Source organism: Hymenobacter sp. 5516J-16 (assembly GCF_022919335.1).
Lineage (GTDB): Bacteria > Bacteroidota > Bacteroidia > Cytophagales > Hymenobacteraceae > Hymenobacter > Hymenobacter sublimis.
Genome location: NZ_CP095058.1, coordinates 1,073,382 through 1,090,958 on the forward strand (window position 1 = coordinate 1,073,382; position 17,577 = coordinate 1,090,958).

Below are 17,577 nucleotides of genomic sequence, written 5' to 3' on the forward strand. Positions count from 1 at the left end.
CTAGGTCTTTTCCCAACTTTCACTAAAAAGGCCAGTGGCTTCTTTCCTGCGTAGGAAAGAAGCCACTGGCCTTTTTGCTCTATTGAGTGTTGGCTACGACACGCGCGCCAGCACCAGGGCCGTGCGGTTCGTGACGTAGAGGCTGAGCTTATTGACGCCGTCTTCCTCGAAGGTTTCGTAGGTCAGGGCGGTGTCTATGCGCTGGAAGCCGCCGAAGTCGGCGTCGTCGGAGGTGAGCAGGATGCGGTAGCGGCCGGGCTGGGGCACGTAGAAGCGGTAGTCGGGCACGCTCCGCTCGACGTGGAAGCTGAACACGAAGATCAGGTGGCTCCGCTCGAAAATCAGGACCTGGTTGTGGCTGTCGATGTTGAGCTCGTGAGCCGGGCCGCCGGCCAATACCCGCGCCGACTTGGCCAGCTTAATCATGGCCCGGTCGAAGTTGAGCAGGTACTGGTACTTCAGGTCGGGGTTGTCGGCTAGGCCCCACTGGCGGCGGGCAAAGTAGTGGCTCCAGTTGTTGCCTTCCCGGGGAAAATCTACCCACTCCGGGTGGCCGAATTCATTACCAATAAAGTTGAGGTAAGCCTCGCCGCCCAAACTCAGGGTAGCCAGCCGGATAAGCTTGTGCAAGGCAATGCCGCGGGCCGTGATGGGGTCGGCATCGTCCTTGTGCATGTGCTCATAAATGGCCTTGTCCAGCAGCCAGTGGGCCAGGGTTTTGTCGCCCACCAGGGCTTGGTCGTGGCTCTCGGCGTAGGCCACGGTTTTCTCGCCGAGGCGGCGGTTGATGAGCGTGTACCAGAGGTCGTGCAGGTTCCAGTCCTCGTCGCGGGTGTGCTTGAGCAGCTTGATCCAGTAGTCGGGGATACCCATGGCCAAGCGAAAATCAAAGCCGATACCGCCCTCCGCAATCGGCCGGCACAGGCCGGGCATCCCGCTCATGTCCTCGGCAATGAGCAGGGCGCTGCGCTTGCACTCCCGCACCAGGGTAGCGGCGAGTTGCAGGTACAGAATGGCGTCCTCGTCTACCTCCGGGCCAAAATACTGGTCGTAGGAGCCAAAGCTGACGCCTTCGCCGTGGTGGTGGTAGAGCATGCTGGTGATGCCGTCGAAGCGGAATCCATCGAAGTGAAACTCCTCCAGCCAGTAGCGCAGGTTGCTGAGCAGAAACTGCTGCACCTCAGGTTTGCCGTAGTCAAAAAGCTTGGAGTCCCAGCCGGGGTGGTTGCCGCGGGCGCCTTCGTGGAAATACTGCCCGCCGGAGCCATCAAAGTCGGCCAGTCCTTCGGCCTCGTTTTTCACGGCGTGGGAGTGAACCACGTCGAGCAGCACGGCAATGCCACGGTTATGGGCCTCATTGATGAGGTGCTTCAGCTCTTCAGGGGTGCCAAAGCGCGAGGATACCGCAAAGAAATTGGCCACGTGGTAGCCGAAGGAGCCGTAATACGGGTGCTCCATTACGGCCATCAGCTGCAGGCAGTTGTAGCCGGCAGCCTGAATGCGGGCAGAATTTGCGCGGCAAATTCCAGGTAGGAGCCCACCCGATCGGCCTCCAAGGCCATGCCCACGTGGGCCTCGTAAATCAGGGGCTCACGCACGAAGTTGGGCACCCGAAACTTCTGGTCGGTCCAGGCAAAGGACGTTTCCGGCCTCCAGACCTGGGCGGCAAAGTCTTTGGTCTCGGGATGTTGCACGGCACGGCGCAGGGTAGCGGGTAGCCGGTCTTTGGCTCCTTTGCTAGTTACCACGTGCACCTTATAGAGCGAGTGGTGGGTGAGCCGGTCCTGGTAGTCTTTATCGGGCAGGAACACTTCCCATACGCCCTCCGGGCCCTGGGTCAGGGGCGTGGCCTGCCGGTCCCAGCCGTTGAAGTCGCCCACCAGAAACAGGGCTTCGGCGGCCGGCGCCCACTCCCGAAACCAGTAGCCCCGGCGGCGGGCGTCGTAGTTGAGACCCAGGCGCTGGTGGGCTTGGGCAAACTTGGTGAGGGAGCCGCACTGGGTTGTAATTTCCGAGAGGCGCTGCCGTAGCCGCTGCTGGCGGCGGCGGAGTACGGGCTCGTAGGGTGCCAGCCACGGGTCGAGCTGCACGAGGGGCAGCGCGGGGGCAGTTTCGGTAGCACCGGGGGCAGTAGGCAGGTCGGGAGTCATAGCGCAGTCACAAGTCTGGTCCGGCCCAAAGCTACAGGATTCAGGGAAGTCTTAGTAGGACAAACCGGCCGGGAAGCACATACGCAACATCTGACCCAAGAGAGGAATGGGAGCGGAACCGGCCGGGCCAGGCCGCGCTGGGGTCCTGAACTTACCGTAGCTTTGCGGGTATGAAACGCTTTTTCTCCCCGCTGGCCCTCCTGGCGGTGCTGGCGGCCTGCTCAGCCCCGCAGCACACTACCGCCCCCGGCGCTGCCGCTACCCTGGCCGCCCCGGTGCCCACGGCTACCCCGTCGTCACAGACAAGGTGATGGTTGTATCGGCGCATCCGGAGGCCACGCGCGTGGGAGTAGAGATTCTGCGTCGGGGTGGCAACGCCTACGATGCGGCCGTGGCCGTGCAGTTTGCCCTGGCGGTGGTGTTTCCCGTGGCAGGCAACATCGGGGGCGGGGCTTTCTGCTCTACCGCGGCGCCGATGGACAGGAGGGCGCCCTGGATTTTCGGGAAACCGCCCCCGCCGCCGCTACCCGCGACATGTACCTAGATAAGCAAGGCAACGTAATTCCGGACCTGAGCACGCTGGGCCACCTGGCCGCCGGCGTGCCCGGCACCGTGGCCGGCATGGCAGAGCTGCACCAAAAACTGGGTAAGCTGCCGTGGAAAGACGTGGTGCAGCCCGCCGTGGACCTAGCCGCCAAGGGCGTAGTGCTGACGGAGAAGGAAGCCGCCGGGCTGAACCGCCAGCGCGACACGTTCCTGAAGGTAAACCAAAGCGCCGCCCTTATCCGTCCCCAGAACGAATGGAAAACCGGCGAAAACTTCGTGCAGAGTGAACTGGCGCGCACGCTGGAACGCATCCGCGACCAGGGCCACGCCGGTTTCTATGCAGGCGCTACTGCCGACTATATCGTGGCGGAGATGCAGCGCGGCAAGGGCATCATCACCAAACAGGACCTAGCGAATTACCAGCCCAAGTGGCGCACGCCCCTGCACGGCAAGTACCGGGGTTACGAGGTGCTGACGTTTCCGCCGCCCAGCTCCGGCGGGGTAGCCCTGCTGCAAATGCTACAGATGCTGGAGCCCTACAACCTAGGTAAGGCTGGTTGGCATTCGCCCCAGGCCACGCACTGGATTACGGAGGCCGAACGCCGCGTGTACGCCGACCGCGCTACCTACCTCGGCGACCCAGACTTTGGGCGGGTGCCGGTGGCGCAGCTGCTCGAAAAATCGTACAGCAAGCAGCGCATGGCCTCTGCCCTTCCCCACCGCGCCACGCCCAGCGCCCAGGTAACGGCCGGCACAGGCCTGCCTGGCTACGAGTCGGACCAGACCACGCACTACAACATTGTGGACGCGCAAGGCAATGCCGTCAGCTGCACCACCACCCTCAACGGGGCTTACGGTAGCAAGGTGGTAGTGGCCGGAGCTGGCTTCTTACTCAATAATGAAATGGACGATTTCAGTAGCAAGCCTGGCACACCTAACGCCTACGGACTGGTAGGCGGCGCGGCCAATGCCATTGCGCCCGGTAAGCGCATGCTGTCCTCCATGACGCCGGCTATTCTCACCAAAAACAAGAAACTGGCCCTGGTAGTGGGCACGCCCGGCGGCAGCACCATCATTACCAGCGTCATGCAGGCCATCCTCAACACTCTGGATTACGGCCTGAACGCCCAGCAAGCCGTGGCCGCCCCGCGCCTGCACCACCAGTGGCTCCCCGACCAGATTGACGTGGAAGCCGGCGCCCTGCTACCCGCCGCTCAAGACACGCTGCGGGCCCGCGGTTACCTACTCAACCCGCGTGCACCCTGGGGCCGGGTAGAGGTGATTCGGGTGCTGCCCGGTGGCCAGCTAGAAGGCGGCGCCGACCCCGCGGCGACGACGCTGCGGCCGGTTACTAAGCGGCTGTTGGTCTACCGCCTATCAGCTCAAAACCCACCCGGCTGTGCATGCTGCAAGGCTAGGTGGGTTTTGAGTTAGAGCCGGAAACGGATTGCTTACTGCTGCTGGGCGTCACGGGCGGTTTGCAGGTTGCGGGCTACCTCGGTGAGCTGCTTGGAGAGCTGGTCCAGGGATTCGATGTAGCGCGGGTTGGCATTGTCCACGAAACTGTTGATGTGCTCGGCCAGCGTTTGCAGCACGTCGCTGATGGGGTTGGGGTCTGTGCCGCTAAAGAAGCCTTTGAGCTTTACCAGGTCGGCGGCGAGGGTAGCGTGGGCGGTTTCGCCGGAGGAACGCAGCATCTGAATCCAGCCGTCGATGTTCTCCGTAGCCCGGGCTACCACTTGCGTTACGTCTTCACTGCGAAGGATGCGGAGGGTTGCCTCCAGTTGGTCGGCGCTGGCAGAATGCGAAATGGACATAGGAAAGGAGGTTGAGTGAAACACAGAGATACTAGCCTGTGTACTACTTCCTTACTCTCAGGGTTGGTAGCAACCAGGGTACAACATTTGGCTTGTAGTTCAGCTTCGTTGCGTACGCTGCACCCGCTTCGAAGGCAGGTAAACTGCCTTTCATCCCTCCCCGGCAGCCTCACCTCACTTGTTCCGTCAGCCGCGCTGGCCTAAACACGCCAGCGCGGCTGCGTTGCGCTCTGTATCCCTTCTTCCACAAAAGCGGCCTACCTCTTAGGAAGTAGGCCGACTTCGGATAAGGGCGCAGGAAAAAGGAGGTTACAAAGTGGCGGCCGCGTTTTGGAGGGCCTGGCTTAGCTGCTGCAGCTTGGGCTGCGACTGAGCATCGGCGCTGGCGGCGGCTTGGGTAGTCAGGTTGGCCAGGTTATGCAGGCACTCCTTTACCTGGGCGCCGTTGGGGTTGCCGTGGTCGATGGCGTTGTAAAGGTTCTGCAGTTCCTCAATCAGAGGCGCAAACCGGTCACCCTCTACGGTCTGGAGCAGATTCATCCAGCGGTAGAGGTTGTCGCCGGCGGCCGGCAGTAGGTGGGGTAGCTGGTCGGTTTGCAGGGCGTGCAGGGTGGCTTCCAGGTGGGTTTGGCTGCCGGCCAGAACGGAGCCGGGGGCATGCCCGGCGCCCGCGTCAGGGGAGTTCGTGCTCATATCAGTAAGTAAATTGAGTGACAGAAAATCGATTATATGACCTGAGCCGAAATCGGCCAAACCGGTAAAAAAACAGCCTCGCCCGGTAGGCAAGGCTGCGGCACTGGGGCGGTCAAAAACGTGGTAGCTTAGGAAACCTTCAGGTTGCCAGCGGCGGCAATGAGCGTCTGGCCCAGGTGGCGTAGGTGGTCACCTACCCCGTCGTGCATGTCGCGGGCAATGAGGGAGGTTTGCTGGCCCAGCTGCTGCAGGGAGGCAGCAATGGCGGGCCGGTCGTCGCGCTCCACGTGGGTACGCAGGTGACGCAGCTCACCTTGCAAACCCGTGAGGGCCGAGCCGCCCAAGCCATCAAGGGCTTGAATCCAGCTGTCAATATGTCCTAGCCCGGCATCAACGGGGTGGTTGCTGTGTTGCTCCAGGGCACGGTAGATGCCCTCAATAGTTTCTTCGATGCGGTCGGCGTGGTTCATAACGCGGGAGGTTGGGAAGAATGAAGAAGTAGTGGAACTGTACGCCAGCAGCGGCCCAGGCGTTGCCTTGACCGCCCCGTCAGTGAAGAATCAGCGCACGAGGTAGAGAAACCTTCCCTACTTATACTACTTAGAGTGTGTGAGCTACAACCAACCTAAAAGGCCGTCATGCAGAGGCGCAGCCGAAGCATCTTGCGGGCTGACGTGAAGTAGTAATTCAACGATTCGAGCGAGATGTTTCAGCTCCGCCTGCATGACGTTTCAGGGAGTTTGCCGAGGCATCTTGAGGCAGCCATCCGTGCCGCTAGCCGTGCAAGTAGTTTGTGCTTTCCTCATAACATAACGCTGATAAACCGACATAAAAAAAGCCGCGGCCTAGAAGACCGCGGCTTTTTTAGGCCTTACAGGAGGCTAATCTATTCTTTCACGAAGCGACGCACCAGGGAAACGCCGTTTGAGGTCTGCACTTTCACGAGGTAGGTACCGGCGGGCAGGTTGCTTACCGGAAGCGTGGTGCTCAGGGCCGCATCTAGCTGGGCTTGCAGCACCTGGGCGCCGGTGGCGCTGTACACCGTTACGCTAGCTTGGCTGGCCGTAGCCGACAGGCGCACGTGCAGCACATCGGTGGCGGGGCTCGGGAAGAGTACCAGCTCCGGCGTCTGGCTCAGCTCGAAGCGCACTACCTGCACTTCCGTTAGGTGGGCTTCCCCATCGGTATCTACCTGCTTGAGGCGGTAGTACACTACGGCTCCGTGGCGGCTGGCACCGGCATCCTGGAAGCTGTACTGCTGGGCCGCCGTGGTGGTGCCGTGGCCGGCTACCTGCCCGATTTTCTCGAAGCTCTTGCCATTTACGGAGCGCTCCACCTCGAAGCGGGCGTTGTTCAGCTCCTGAGTGGTAGCCCAGGTCAGCAGGGCGTTAGCACCCTGGCTTTTGGCCGAGAAGCTCACCAGCTGCACGGGCAGCGGAGCCCCGCCAATGGTGAAGGCCACCAGCTGGCTGCTCGTGCCCCGAACTCGTCGGTGGTCGTTACAGTCAGGTCGTAGCTGCCGGTGCGCAGCAGGGTGCGGTCGGCCACCGTGATGGTGCCGGTAGCCACATTCAGGGTCAGACCCATGCTCGCCAGGCGGGTAGTGCTGGCGGCATCGGTGGTAGCAACCCGGATGCCGGTGTCGGTTACGCTGTTCACCTTGGTAGTGGTGTTCAGGCTGTACTCGCCGCCGTTGGCATCAAAGGCACTGGTAATTACGTCGCCGTTCTGATAGGCTCCGTTGCTGCCACCTTTTACGGTAGCCGCCGTGAAGACCGTGGTGTTGTCCTGGCCTACCGGAATTGTATAGAGCACCGGCGCCGACTCAGCATTGCTGTTATCAATGGCCAAGAAAGTGAAGTAGGCGTTACCCACGAAGGAGGCTACCGGATCGAAGCGCAGGTTACCGGCCGTAGCGGCGGCCAGCGTGAAGCGGCCGTTGCTGAGCGCTACCGGCGCGAAGTTGGTGCCGTCGGCGGCGTAGAACAGGGTGCCTTGGGTACCGGCATCAGGTAGGGAGGTAATGACGTAGTTCGTGATGGAACCATCGGCATCGGAAGCGCTGAGCGGCGACAGGGCCAGGGCCGTTACGGCGGTGTTGCCGTCGGGGCCGTTAGGTTGTTCACCACCTGGTTGGCCACGGCTACCTGGTTGGCCAGGGTGGTCGTGTAGGTCTGGGTGTCGTCGGCGGTGGTGGTTTGCGCCGAGGATGCGCCTACCGTGGCCGACACCGGGAACGAAGCGGCGGTAGCCGGCACCGGGAAGGTGATGGTGTAGCCTACCGAGGCGGCCTGACCGGCAGCCAGGGTGCCCACGGCCGGGAACGTGACCGTGCCCGTGCCGGGAGCGTAAGTGCCGCCCCCCGTAATAGCTACATCCGCTGGGTTCAGGCCGGCCGGAATCTGGGCCGAAATGCTCACGCCGGTTGCGGCCGAAGGGCCATCATTCAGCACGCGTACCAGATAGGTAGCCGGCTGGCCCGGCAGCACCGTTCCGTCCTGGGCCGAGGTCTGGGCGCTGGGGCCGCGTACAATGGCGCGCACGTTGCTGAGCGAGTTAACCGTCACGCTGGCTACGGCCGTGTTGTTGGCGGGCGTACCGTCGCTGAAGGCCGAGCCTACGCTGGCCACGGCCGTTACAGGACCCACGCCGGGCGTTACTACCGTAATGGTGCTGGTCTGGGCGTTGCCGGCAGTGCCGCTGGCTTGCAGGGTCAGGGCCGGGAAGGTTACCAGGCCGGAAGCCGGGTCGTAGGTACCACCGTTGGTGATGCTCAGGCTAGCTGGGTCGAGGCCGGCGGGCAGAGCCACGCGCTGCACCACGTTGGTGGCCGGAGCCGTGCCGTTGTTGGTAGCCGTTAGGGTGAAGAGTATCGGCTGACCGGCCGTCTGGCTGGCTACATTCGAGCTGAGCGTTTCCACTACATCGGCGGCCGTTAGGGTCGGGCGCAGTACGCTGGTGGTGAACGTGGTGGCGTTGTTGGTGCCGTTCACGTCGTTGGTAGCCGAGCTGGCAGTAGCAATGGCCGTGGCGCTGATGGCGGCCACGTCGGGGGCGTTGAAGGTAATGGTGTTCGTTACGGAACCAGCCAGGCCAGCTACTACTTCCGTTTGCGCGGGGAAGGTTACGCGGCCGGTGGTGGCGTTGTAAGCGCTGTTAATAGCTACGCCCGCCGCATCGCGCACCGTCACACCCGTCAGGCCGACGGGCAGCTGCACCGTAGTTGTTACCCCGGCAGCCGGCGAGGTGCCGGTGTTCAGGGTGCGTACCGTCAGCACAACCGGGGTACCATTCACTACCACATCCGGACCCGAAATGGTGGCTACCACATCCGAGGCGCGGCTGGCCGTAACGGCCAGGGTGCTGGTGTTGGTGGCCGTGGCGTTATCCGGAGTGGTGCTGGTAACGAAGGCCGTGTTGGTGAAAGAGCCCGCGGGCGCATCAAACGACACCATGTTCACTACCGTCTGGCCAGGAGCTAGGCTGCTGATAACTGGGTAGGCCAGCAGAGCTTGGTTGGGCTGCACGTCTACAGTGCCGGTGGTGCCGGCCGGCAGGTTGCTGGAGTAAGTCAGGTTGGCTACGGCTGGGGGCACGCGCAGGAACTGCTGCACGTTAGCGGCCGCTACGGAACCGTTGTTGGTCGTCGTCAGGGTGTAGGTCACGCGCTGACCAGCCGTTACGGCCGTGGGGCCTACCAGGGTGGTCACCACATCAGCCGCCGGCCGAACCGTGAGCATGAGGCTGGCAATGTTGTCACCGGCAACGGGGTCGGGAGTAGTGGTAGCCGCGTTGGAGTTGAACAGCACCGGACCATAAGCCGGGGTGTTCAGCTGCACGGTATTCGTCTGGCTGGTGCCGCTCACCAAACTGGTAGCGGGCCAGGTAACCACGCCGGCGCTGGCGTTGTAGGTGCCGCCGCCGGAAATTGTGAGAGCACTGGTTGCCAAATCGGCGGGAACGGCAAGCTGCTGCACTACCCCAGTGGCGGTGCCAGGACCAGCATTGGTTACTGCCGCCGTTAGGGTTAGCTGGGCGCCGGGAGCGGCCGAGGTTACGGCCACACCATTGCTGGTCAGGGCCAGGGAAGTGTACACGTTGGCCGGCGTGTCGGCGCTGGCCGCTACGGCCGTGGAAGCCGAGAGCGAGTTGTTGCCGGGCACCGTCTCGCCGTTGGCCGTTACGTTGGCCGTAGCCGTGAAGGTAGCCGCCGTGGCCGGAGCGGTCAGGCTGATGGTGTTGCTCACCGTCTGGCCGGCGGGCAGGGCGCTAATGCTCGGGAAGGTAACGTCCGTCGTGTTCGAGGCCGAATTGTAAACGTAGCTGCCGTTGTTGGATACGAACAGGCCGGTCAGGTTGCCGGGCAACGATACGGTTTGCACGACGCCCGTTGCCAGGGAAGGACCGTTATTACGGGTTACTACCGTGTAAGTGAGCGTAGAGCCGGTAGCCGCGTTGGCGGGGGTTTGCAGGGTAGTCGTTAGATCGAAGGCGGGCGTCACGTTTACCGTGGCGCTGGCCGTGTTGTTACCGGTGGTTAGGTCGGCTACGGCGGCGGAAGCAGCGCTGGCCGTGCCCATGAAGGGGCCGGAGCCGGGCACCAGGAAAGTCACGCTGTACTGAGCGTTGGCACCGCCCGCGAGGTTAACCGCCGGGAAGGTTACCAGACCAGTGCTGCTGTTGTACGTGCCACCGTGGCTGAACGTGAGGGCGCCGTTGGCACCCAGGCCGCGCAGGCCGGCGGGCAGTTGCAGGGTAGGCGCTACGTTGCTAGCCGTTACGGTACCGTTGTTGGTCGCCTGCACCGTGAAGGTAATCGGCTGACCAGCCGTGGCGGTAGCGTTGTTGGCCGGAGCCGTCAGGGCTACTACCACATCGGCCGTGGCCTGCTGCACCATCACCACAATGTTGGCCTGGTTGGTAGGAGCTCCGGCCGCGTCCTGCACGGTATAGGGTGCCGTAGCCGTACCCACGAAGCCGGCTACCGGCGCGAAGGTTACTACGCCGCTGTTGTCCACCGTGAAGGTGCCCTCGGCGGTAGTCACGCTGAGTTGGCGGTTGGCCTGACCGGGGTTCAGGTCGACGGTAGCTACGTTAAACGAATTCTCGGGGTCGATGTCGTTGGTCAGCACGTTCAGGCTGGTGCTGGCGCCCGAGGTAGTGGCGGCCACGTCGGCTACGGCCGTGGGGGCCAGGTTGCAGGAGCCGAAGTACACGTCGTCCACGCCCAGGTCGTTGCCGCCGGTAGCGGTGCTCACGTTGCGAATCTCGAAGGTAGCTGAGGTGCTGTTGCCCGAGTACCACACGTCCGAGAACTGCACCCACTGATCAGGTGACTCGTTCAACTGAATCGTACCCGACACAGACTCGCCATTGATAACGAAGCCCAGCTCCGGAATACCCTGGCCGCTGTTGGGGGCCAGCAGGTTGTTGAAGAAGGCCGAGAACGTGTAGTAGCGGTTGGGCTGCACGGTCACGGTCTGGGCGTACAGCGTCCGGATGGAAGCGGCGCCGTTTACCATCAGGAAGTTATCGGAGGTGCCGCCCGTGCGGCCGGTGCCCTGGAAGTTGGGGTGGTAGGTGGTGGCGTTGGGGCCCACCGTGTACGTGCCCTCCGGATAAATACCCGTGCTAGTGTTGCCCGCTACGTAAGCCGAAGCCACGTAGCTGTAGTTGGTCGCGAAGCCGGTGTTGCCGCTGGTGAAGGCGGGGTTGGCTAGCAGGTTGGAGCCCGTAGCGGAGGTACAGGCCGTGTTCGTGCTGAATACGCGCAGGCTTACCGTGGCGCTGCCCGAGCAGAGAGGGGTAGCGGCGTTGTCGCAGGCGGTGTAGGTGAAGCTGTCGGGGCCGGTGTAGCCCGTGGCGGGCGTGTAGGTGTAGGTGCCGTTGGCGTTGAGCACGAGCGTACCGTGGGTGGGGGCCGTGCCCAGGGCTACAGTAAAGCCGTTCTGCTCCTGGTCGTAGTCGTTGAGCACCACGTTGCCGTTCACGGCCGTGTTCAGGGGCACGTCGCGGGAGTCGCCAGCCACCACAGGCGGACGGTTGGGAGCATTCACGGTGTAGGTAGCGGCCAGGTTGGAGCGCAGCCCGGCGTTGTCAGTAGCAGTATAGGTAAAGCTGGTGGTGCCCACGTAGCCCGCATTCGGCACGAAAGTCAGATTGCCGGCATTAGCCACCAAAATTACCTGACCAGCGGTTACGGCCGTGTTGCCGAGCAGTAGCCGGCCGTTGGCGGGCAGGGTTTCAATGGTGAAGCTGGTAATGCTACCATCCTGGTCGGTGCCGCTGAGCGGAGCCAGCGCGTAGCCCAGCGTGGGCAGCGTAGCCGTCACGTTGTTCGCCACCGGCGGCAGGTTGCTAGGGCCCGCGCACAGAGCCGAGGTCGGAACTGGCTGCTTGGAGATGCTAGCGCCTGAAATGGCGCTGGAGTAAGAGAATACCAGGCTGTTCTCGCCGTCATTGTCGCCGTACACCAGCAGCAGGTTGTGCAGGCCCGCCGACAGGGTGACGGTAGCTTGCCGCTCGCGCACGGTGTGGGCCGTGCCGTTGTCAACGGTAGCCGTGGCCGCGGTGGGGGTAGTTGCTAGGGCCGCCGCATCCAGCCACAGGTAAGCGGCGTCATCGGAGGAGATATAGAAAGTGTAGCTACCGGAAACTGGCACGTAAATGCTACCCCGCAGGCGGGTGCTGAACATCTCGGGGTTGGCGGCAGTGCCGGCGGCGGCGTTTGTGCTGATCAGGTCACTGCCGAAGCTGTTGGTTTCCGGGAAGTTGACCTGGGCATCAATGCGGCGCAGGTTGGGCGTGCGCCCACCGAAGAAGGCGAGGTTGTCATTGAAGTAGCCCGCGTAGTATTCCGCCGTTAGGCCGCTGGACGACTTGGTGTTGTCGAAATACGAACCCGCGCAACCCGCCGGACCGGCAATGGCCTGAATCGGGATGCTGAAGGTAGCGGCGGCCGATACCAGACCGGCATTGTCGGTGGCGGTGTAGCGGAACGTGGTAGTGCCACCCGCAAAAGTCGGGGCCGGGTCGAAACGCAGTCCAACCGCCTGATCGGGCGAAATGGTGGTGCCGGCCGGCAGGGCAATGTAGTTGGGGATGCCCAGTAGTACGGGCGCATTGTAATAGAGTACCCCTTCGTTAGCCGGCGGCAATTGCGTAACGGTATAGCCCGTAATGGTACCTTCGGCCTGGGCCGTGGGCGAGTCGATGTCGGTTTGGCCCAGGGAGTTAGCCAGGCTGGCTGCGTTGGTTACGTTGGCCGCTACGGGCACGCTACGGCACCACGTCATCTGCTCAATGCCAACCATGTGGTTGCCGGGCACCCCGCTAACGGTGTTGCGGTAAGTAAGTGTCAGGCGGGTAATACTCCCGGCGAAGCTGGCCGTTACGGTGCCGCCCGTGTTGTTGTCCACGTTCTGCGTGCCGGTAGCTATAGCTCCCGAAATGGCCGTGCTGCTGCCGGTGGGCTTGGTAAGCGTTGGCACTACGGGCGTCCCGCCGTTGCTGCCGGCAAACGTTACCTCATCGGTAAAGCCAGCGGCCATATCCACGTCCTGCAACCGGATGGTGAGGTTGGCAACGGGCCGGTTGAAAGTAAACGTGATGGTAGAGTACCGCTCGTTGGCAGCCGAGTTGTCGGGGTAGTCGTTGGACCAGCTCAGCATGTCGGCCCCGTTTACGGCCTGGGTGCGCAACACCGCGTTGGTACCCGAAGCGCCGGAGTAGTAGCCCTCACTGCCAAGAGTAGTCAGGGCAGAGCCCGTGGGCACTGCTAAGGCCGGACGTGCTTTCCAGTCGCCGTTGGCCGCGTCGCTGGAAAAAGCGAACGTAGTGGTAGCCGCGCACTGGGCCGCTGCCTGGTTCCAAGTTCCAACCCCCAAAACGAGCCCCAAGGGGAACAAGTAGCGTAAAGGTGTCTTCATGCAGAAATAAATAGGTGTATCTGAGGGCATCCATCACAAGCTGCCCCGCTAGCAATGCCAAATTTACTACCATATACCTTATAAAGTTCAATTTCAGATTCAATCCAGTGCATCCCGTAAAATGAGCCATAAATCAAGTTTTGTAAGTTTATTTTCTTGATTATTAATACTTTATATTCAATTCTAATATTTGGAATATCATCCCATATTGAATCGTATTACAATGATTATATCCAATTATGAAACCAGACATGCATGCGTCTTCTTAAACCTCATTATCCGCTACACCTCCTGTTTCAATTTGGGAGGAGTGAGCAGCCTTTTTCGCTCACTTTTTTTCTGATTGTTGCACTTTTTTTGTTGGCAGCCCACTAATCTAGCTGCCAATAGGCCCGCTATACCCCACTCTTACCACCTGACTGACAGCTTACTACTACCTTTTCGGCACCATCCACAGCATGGCACCGCCAAGCGCTGCGGAGCTGGCCCCAGAGTAGCCCATTGTGCCACGATTGAAGTTGCGGGGCACAGCGGCGTTGGTAGCCATCAGTTATGCACGTTACTTACTACTTACGGGCTAGCTTCCTTATGAAACGGGGGTGCCAACCGGCTACTCTTCTGCCCCAGCTCGCTATTTTTGGCTGTAACTCACCAGGCGCCTTGCATGGGTAGGTTCCGCTGGCCGCTTATGAAACAGAAAATTCGGGAGTGGCTACGCCGTTACCTGCTGGCCGAGGTGCTTTCCGTGGGGGCCACATTGGCCGGGGCGGGCCTGGTGTGGCACCTGGCCCCAAATCAGGACTTGCGGGCAGCGCTGGCGGGCACCTGGGCCGGCAACGTAGCCTACTTTGGCTGGCTGCTGGGGCAGGATGTGCAGCTGGCCCGCCGTACTCTTCGGGCCCAGGGCCGCCCTTATACCCGCCGCAGCTTGGGGCGCAACGTGCGGGCGCTGGTGGTGGAATTTGGGCCGGCGGAGCTGCTGGACAGCCTGCTGATTCGGCCGGCTCTATTGTACTGGCTACCGCGCTGGACCGGCAGCCGGGCGGGCGGCGTGCTGCTGGCCAAGTTCGCGGCCGACGTGACCTTTTACATTCCCGCCATCATCAGCTACGAACTCAGCAAGAAGCGCCTGCGTAATTTCGGTGACTAACTACCGAGCTTGATTGGCCTGAGTTGCTGGCTCCCCTACCCCACCCTGCGCCCATGAATCCGCCTGGCCTGCCCGTTCTTACCCTCAACTCATTTCCGCAGGGGCAGCCGCGGCCCTGGTACCTGGAGCAGCTAGCTAGGCACGTGGCCAACTTCCCCGGCGTTAGTCAGCCCCACGCCCACGATTTTTACCTGCTGCTCTACGTCACTGGCGGCCACGGCACCCACACCATTGATTTGGTTCGTTACGAGCTGCGGCCGGGTAGTCTGTTTTTCATGACGCCCGGACAGGTGCACCACTGGCAGCTTTCCGAGGGCGCCCAGGGCTACGTGGTACTGTTCGAGGCTGATTTCTACCTGTTTCGCTACCCCGGCGCCCGGCTGTTTGACTACCCTTTCTTCCAGCACAGCCACCCACCGGTGCTGCAACTGGGCCCGGCCGAAACCGAGCTGTTACCGCTGTTTGAGCGCATGTGGCAGGAGCACTTGGCGCCCGCCCCCAGCAAGACGAAGTCTTTCGCTCCTACCTGCACATTTGCCTAGAACTAGCCGCCCGCCACTACCCCACTAGCCTGGGCCAGCCAGCTGCCGCCGGGGAGCCCCGCCACGCCCAACAGCTGCTTCGCGAGTTTGGGGCCCTGATTAACCAGTACTTCCGCACCCAGCGCGAGGTGCAACTCTACGCCGATTTGCTGCACGTTTCGCCCAACCACCTCAACGCCCTGTGCCGACGCCACCTGGACAAAACCGCCAGCGCCCTGGTTCAGGAGCGGGTGCTCATTGAAGCCCGTCGTCTGCTGCGCCACACGCCCGCTACCGTGGCGCAGGTAGCCGACTCTCTGGGCTTCGACGATGCATCTTACTTCAGCCGCTACTTTCGCAAGCACGCCGGCCATTCACCCGAGGCGTTTCGGGAGCAGCAGCAGGAAGGCCGCCCAGCCCCAAGTAGCCCGCGTTGATTTGTACCACACAAACCCGGAAATAGCTCTTACGGGCGCGTGGGCGGCATTTTACCTTTGTCATACGATTTCACCAACTCCACAAGAAATCATGACAAAGCTAGATTCGACGGCCCTGGCCATGCTGCAACAGCGCTGCCCCCGTTGCCACGAAGGCCCCTTGTTTACGCACTCGGCGCTCAACCCCGTGCACTTTGCTGAAATGCCCGAGCACTGCCCCGTATGCGGGCAAGCCTACGAGCCGGAACCGGGCTTTTACTGGGGCGCCATGTTCATCAGTTACGCCTTTTCCACGGCCATTATGCTGATAACGGGGTTTTTAGTGTACTTCCTGCTTCACGACCCGGCCGTATGGGTGTACGTGACGAGCGTAGCCGTGGTAGCCGTGCTCCTGACCCCGCTCAGCCTGCGCTACTCCCGCACCCTGATGCTGTACTGGTTCGGCGGTATTGCCTACCGCCACCGAGAGCTGGAGCCCAGCTAGAAGTAGTGGTCGGTAATGAAAATCGACCGTCTTGCAGAGGCGGAGCCGAAGCATCTCGCTCAAACCGTTGGGTAGTAATTTAGAAATCAGCCCGCGAGATGCTTCGGCTCCGCCTCCGTAGGACGAGCTGATGTAATTCACAAGCCCTGACTGTTCACACGACCTAGTCCTGACACTGCCTAGCTCATTGCGCTACTCAGTTTACGCCAGGCGGCACCTCTTGCTACCCCTTCTCCCTGGCAAATGCGGGAAAAGCGGTAAGTTTCGCCATGTCCCGTGCTTTTCTTTGCCTGCTATTTCCTTTGCTGCTACTTGGTGCCTGCCGCCAGGAGCCCAGCATCACCTGCGCCCCCGACGCTCCCGACGCCTACACCATCCGTCACCCGCAGTGGGCCGACTCGGCCAGTATTTACGAGGTCAATATTCGGCAATACACGCCGGAGGGCACGTTCCGGGCGTTTGAGGCCCACCTGCCCCGCCTCCAGAAAATGGGCGTGGGCATTCTGTGGCTGATGCCGGTGCAGCCCATCGGCCAGCTGAACCGCAAAGGCACGCTGGGCAGCCAGTATTCTATCCGGGACTACCGGGCCGTAAACCCGGAGTTTGGCTCTCTGGACGATTTGCGCCACCTGATCCGGACGGCGCACCAGCTGGGCATGCACGTCATTCTGGACTGGGTAGCCAACCACACCAGCTGGGACAGCCAGTTGCTGCAACAGCACCCCGAGTGGCTTACGCGCAACGCCCAGGGCCAGCCGGTGCCGCCCGTGGCCGACTGGCAGGACGTCATCGACCTGGATTACAGCAAGCCTGAGCTGCGCCAGTACATGCAGCAAACCATGGTGTTCTGGCTGCGCGAAGCTGGTTTCGACGGCTTCCGCTGCGATGTGGCCGGCCTCGTACCCATGGATTTCTGGAACCAGACCCGCCCCGTGCTGGAAAAGGTAAAGCCCGTATTCATGCTGGCCGAGTGGGACGAGCTGCACGACCCGCCCTTCCTCAAAAAAGGTGAGTTCAATCCCAACACCGGCATGCTGGAACAGGCGTTCGATGCTACCTACGCCCTGCGCATGCGCTACCTGCTCGACAGCATCAGCCGGCGCCAGCAGCCCCTCACGGCCCTCGATGCCTACCGGGAGGTAGAGCGCGCCCGCTACCCCGCCTCGGCCTACCTCATGTACTTCACTACCAGCCACGACATCAATAGCTGGGATGGCACGGAGTATGAGCGCCTGGGCAAGGACGCCCTGCCCCAGGCCGTGCTAACGGCCCTGCTGCCCGGCATCCCGATGGTGTACAGCGGCCAGGAAGCGGCCCTGAAAAAGCGGCTGCGCTTCTTCGACAAGGACACTATTCCGTGGAACGACTACCCCTTGCAGGACTTTTATACCACCCTACTCCAGCTCAAGAAGCGCCACCCGGCCCTGCGCAACGGCGACCCGTGCAGCGAGTTCACGCGCATGGCCCCCACGGCCAGCCCCGATACCTACGCCTTCGTGCGCCGCAAAGGCCCGGCGGGCGTCCTGACGGCCGTTAACCTGGGCCAGCAGCCCCACGAGCTGCTCCTGAGCGGGTTGGGTCCGGGCGTTTACCGGGAGGTGTTTACGGGCAAGGTGCTTAGCCTGGGCTCGGGCTCCCGCCTGTTGCTGACCCCGCACAGCTACCAGGTGTATGAGCAGCTCCCAAACCCGGATAACAGTTGGTTTTAGGCCGAGAATCTCGGGTATTGTCGGCCGGATTAGCATGGCAACATCAGCACGCGAGCTTCCTGCACTGCGCCCGGCATGACGTTCCTTTGTTCCTGCCCCTGTACCTTACAGGATGAGGTAGACACTCTCTGGTTTCGGCTAT

14 protein-coding genes and 1 pseudogene are annotated in these 17,577 nt (G+C 62.0%); 7 read left to right on the forward strand and 8 right to left on the reverse strand.

Annotation, left to right across the window (positions count from 1 at the left end; all coding sequences use genetic code 11):
* Window positions 1-93: 93 nt before the first annotated feature.
* Together MUN84_RS05305 and MUN84_RS23595 are read right to left on the reverse strand one after the other, a co-directional pair.
* Window positions 94-1,467 (reverse strand): alpha-amylase family glycosyl hydrolase, encoded by a 1,374-nt coding sequence (locus MUN84_RS05305; protein ID WP_317239122.1) that lies wholly within the window; start codon window positions 1,465-1,467, stop codon window positions 94-96.
* Window positions 1,467-2,150 (reverse strand): hypothetical protein, encoded by a 684-nt coding sequence (locus MUN84_RS23595; protein WP_317239123.1) that lies wholly within the window; start codon window positions 2,148-2,150, stop codon window positions 1,467-1,469. Before MUN84_RS23595 ends, MUN84_RS05305 begins: the two co-directional genes overlap by 1 nt.
* A gap of 170 nt (window positions 2,151-2,320) precedes the next feature.
* Here MUN84_RS23595 and MUN84_RS05310 point away from each other — a divergent pair, with 170 nt between their 5' ends.
* Both MUN84_RS05310 and ggt read left to right on the forward strand, forming a co-directional pair.
* Complete coding sequence (locus tag MUN84_RS05310) at window positions 2,321-2,461, forward strand: lipoprotein (RefSeq protein WP_244696957.1); 141 nt, start codon at window positions 2,321-2,323, stop codon at window positions 2,459-2,461.
* A pseudogene (gene ggt, locus MUN84_RS05315) lies at window positions 2,461-4,130 on the forward strand (gamma-glutamyltransferase). The gene MUN84_RS05310 and the pseudogene ggt overlap by 1 nt, the downstream one beginning before the upstream one ends.
* Window positions 4,131-4,147: 17 nt before the next feature.
* Here ggt and MUN84_RS05320 read toward each other — a convergent pair.
* The 6 genes from MUN84_RS05320 to MUN84_RS05345 all read right to left on the reverse strand — a co-directional run bounded on the left by MUN84_RS05320 (window position 4,148) and on the right by MUN84_RS05345 (window position 13,092).
* The gene (locus tag MUN84_RS05320; protein ID WP_244696958.1) at window positions 4,148-4,513 is read right to left on the reverse strand and encodes a hypothetical protein; all 366 of its coding nucleotides are present in this window, start codon (window positions 4,511-4,513) and stop codon (window positions 4,148-4,150) included.
* A gap of 309 nt (window positions 4,514-4,822) precedes the next feature.
* A complete protein-coding gene (locus tag MUN84_RS05325) occupies window positions 4,823-5,206 on the reverse strand; it encodes a hypothetical protein (protein ID WP_244696959.1) in 384 nt (127 codons plus the stop codon).
* A gap of 128 nt (window positions 5,207-5,334) precedes the next feature.
* Window positions 5,335-5,676 (reverse strand): hypothetical protein, encoded by a 342-nt coding sequence (locus tag MUN84_RS05330; protein ID WP_244696960.1) that lies wholly within the window; start codon window positions 5,674-5,676, stop codon window positions 5,335-5,337.
* A gap of 416 nt (window positions 5,677-6,092) precedes the next feature.
* Window positions 6,093-6,668, reverse strand: coding sequence for a T9SS type A sorting domain-containing protein (locus MUN84_RS05335; protein ID WP_244696961.1), 576 nt, complete (start codon window positions 6,666-6,668; stop codon window positions 6,093-6,095).
* Entirely contained in the window at window positions 6,623-7,081 is a 459-nt protein-coding gene (locus MUN84_RS05340) for a hypothetical protein (protein ID WP_244696962.1), read from the reverse strand. The genes MUN84_RS05335 and MUN84_RS05340 overlap by 46 nt, the downstream gene beginning before the upstream one ends.
* Window positions 7,082-7,293: 212 nt before the next feature.
* On the reverse strand, window positions 7,294-13,092 hold the full coding sequence (locus MUN84_RS05345) for an Ig-like domain-containing protein (RefSeq protein ID WP_244696963.1): 5,799 nt from the start codon (window positions 13,090-13,092) through the stop codon (window positions 7,294-7,296).
* 730 nt (window positions 13,093-13,822) lie between these two features.
* Here MUN84_RS05345 and MUN84_RS05350 point away from each other — a divergent pair.
* From MUN84_RS05350 to MUN84_RS05370, 5 genes are all read left to right on the forward strand, one after another.
* Window positions 13,823-14,284: a hypothetical protein gene (locus tag MUN84_RS05350; RefSeq protein WP_244696964.1), complete on the forward strand. Its 462-nt coding sequence runs from the start codon at window positions 13,823-13,825 to the stop codon at window positions 14,282-14,284.
* A 53-nt stretch (window positions 14,285-14,337) separates the two neighbouring features.
* A complete protein-coding gene (locus MUN84_RS05355) occupies window positions 14,338-14,826 on the forward strand; it encodes an AraC family ligand binding domain-containing protein (protein ID WP_244696965.1) in 489 nt (162 codons plus the stop codon).
* Entirely contained in the window at window positions 14,757-15,242 is a 486-nt protein-coding gene (locus MUN84_RS05360; protein ID WP_244696966.1) for a helix-turn-helix domain-containing protein, read from the forward strand. Before MUN84_RS05355 ends, MUN84_RS05360 begins: the two co-directional genes overlap by 70 nt.
* 91 nt (window positions 15,243-15,333) lie before the next feature.
* Window positions 15,334-15,726 carry a DUF983 domain-containing protein gene (locus tag MUN84_RS05365; protein ID WP_244696967.1) on the forward strand — a complete coding sequence of 131 codons (393 nt, stop codon included), beginning with the start codon at window positions 15,334-15,336 and terminating at the stop codon, window positions 15,724-15,726.
* Window positions 15,727-16,028: 302 nt separating this feature from the next.
* Entirely contained in the window at window positions 16,029-17,435 is a 1,407-nt protein-coding gene (locus tag MUN84_RS05370; RefSeq protein WP_244696968.1) for an alpha-amylase family glycosyl hydrolase, read from the forward strand.
* The last annotated feature ends 142 nt before the right edge of the window (window positions 17,436-17,577 follow it).

What these genes read in the sequence shown, in the direction of transcription:
- MUN84_RS05305 (WP_317239122.1), bottom strand. Translation starts at nt 1,467, where the DNA reads ATGGCCGTAATGGAGCACCCGTATTACGGCTCCTTCGGCTACCACGTG.
- MUN84_RS05365 (WP_244696967.1), top strand. Translation starts at nt 15,334, where the DNA reads ATGACAAAGCTAGATTCGACGGCCCTGGCCATGCTGCAACAGCGCTGC.
- MUN84_RS05325 (WP_244696959.1), bottom strand. Translation starts at nt 5,206, where the DNA reads ATGAGCACGAACTCCCCTGACGCGGGCGCCGGGCATGCCCCCGGCTCC.
- MUN84_RS05320 (WP_244696958.1), bottom strand. Translation starts at nt 4,513, where the DNA reads ATGTCCATTTCGCATTCTGCCAGCGCCGACCAACTGGAGGCAACCCTC.
- MUN84_RS05330 (WP_244696960.1), bottom strand. Translation starts at nt 5,676, where the DNA reads ATGAACCACGCCGACCGCATCGAAGAAACTATTGAGGGCATCTACCGT.
- MUN84_RS05350 (WP_244696964.1), top strand. Translation starts at nt 13,823, where the DNA reads ATGAAACAGAAAATTCGGGAGTGGCTACGCCGTTACCTGCTGGCCGAG.
- MUN84_RS23595 (WP_317239123.1), bottom strand. Translation starts at nt 2,150, where the DNA reads ATGACTCCCGACCTGCCTACTGCCCCCGGTGCTACCGAAACTGCCCCC.
- MUN84_RS05355 (WP_244696965.1), top strand. Translation starts at nt 14,338, where the DNA reads ATGAATCCGCCTGGCCTGCCCGTTCTTACCCTCAACTCATTTCCGCAG.
- MUN84_RS05310 (WP_244696957.1), top strand. Translation starts at nt 2,321, where the DNA reads ATGAAACGCTTTTTCTCCCCGCTGGCCCTCCTGGCGGTGCTGGCGGCC.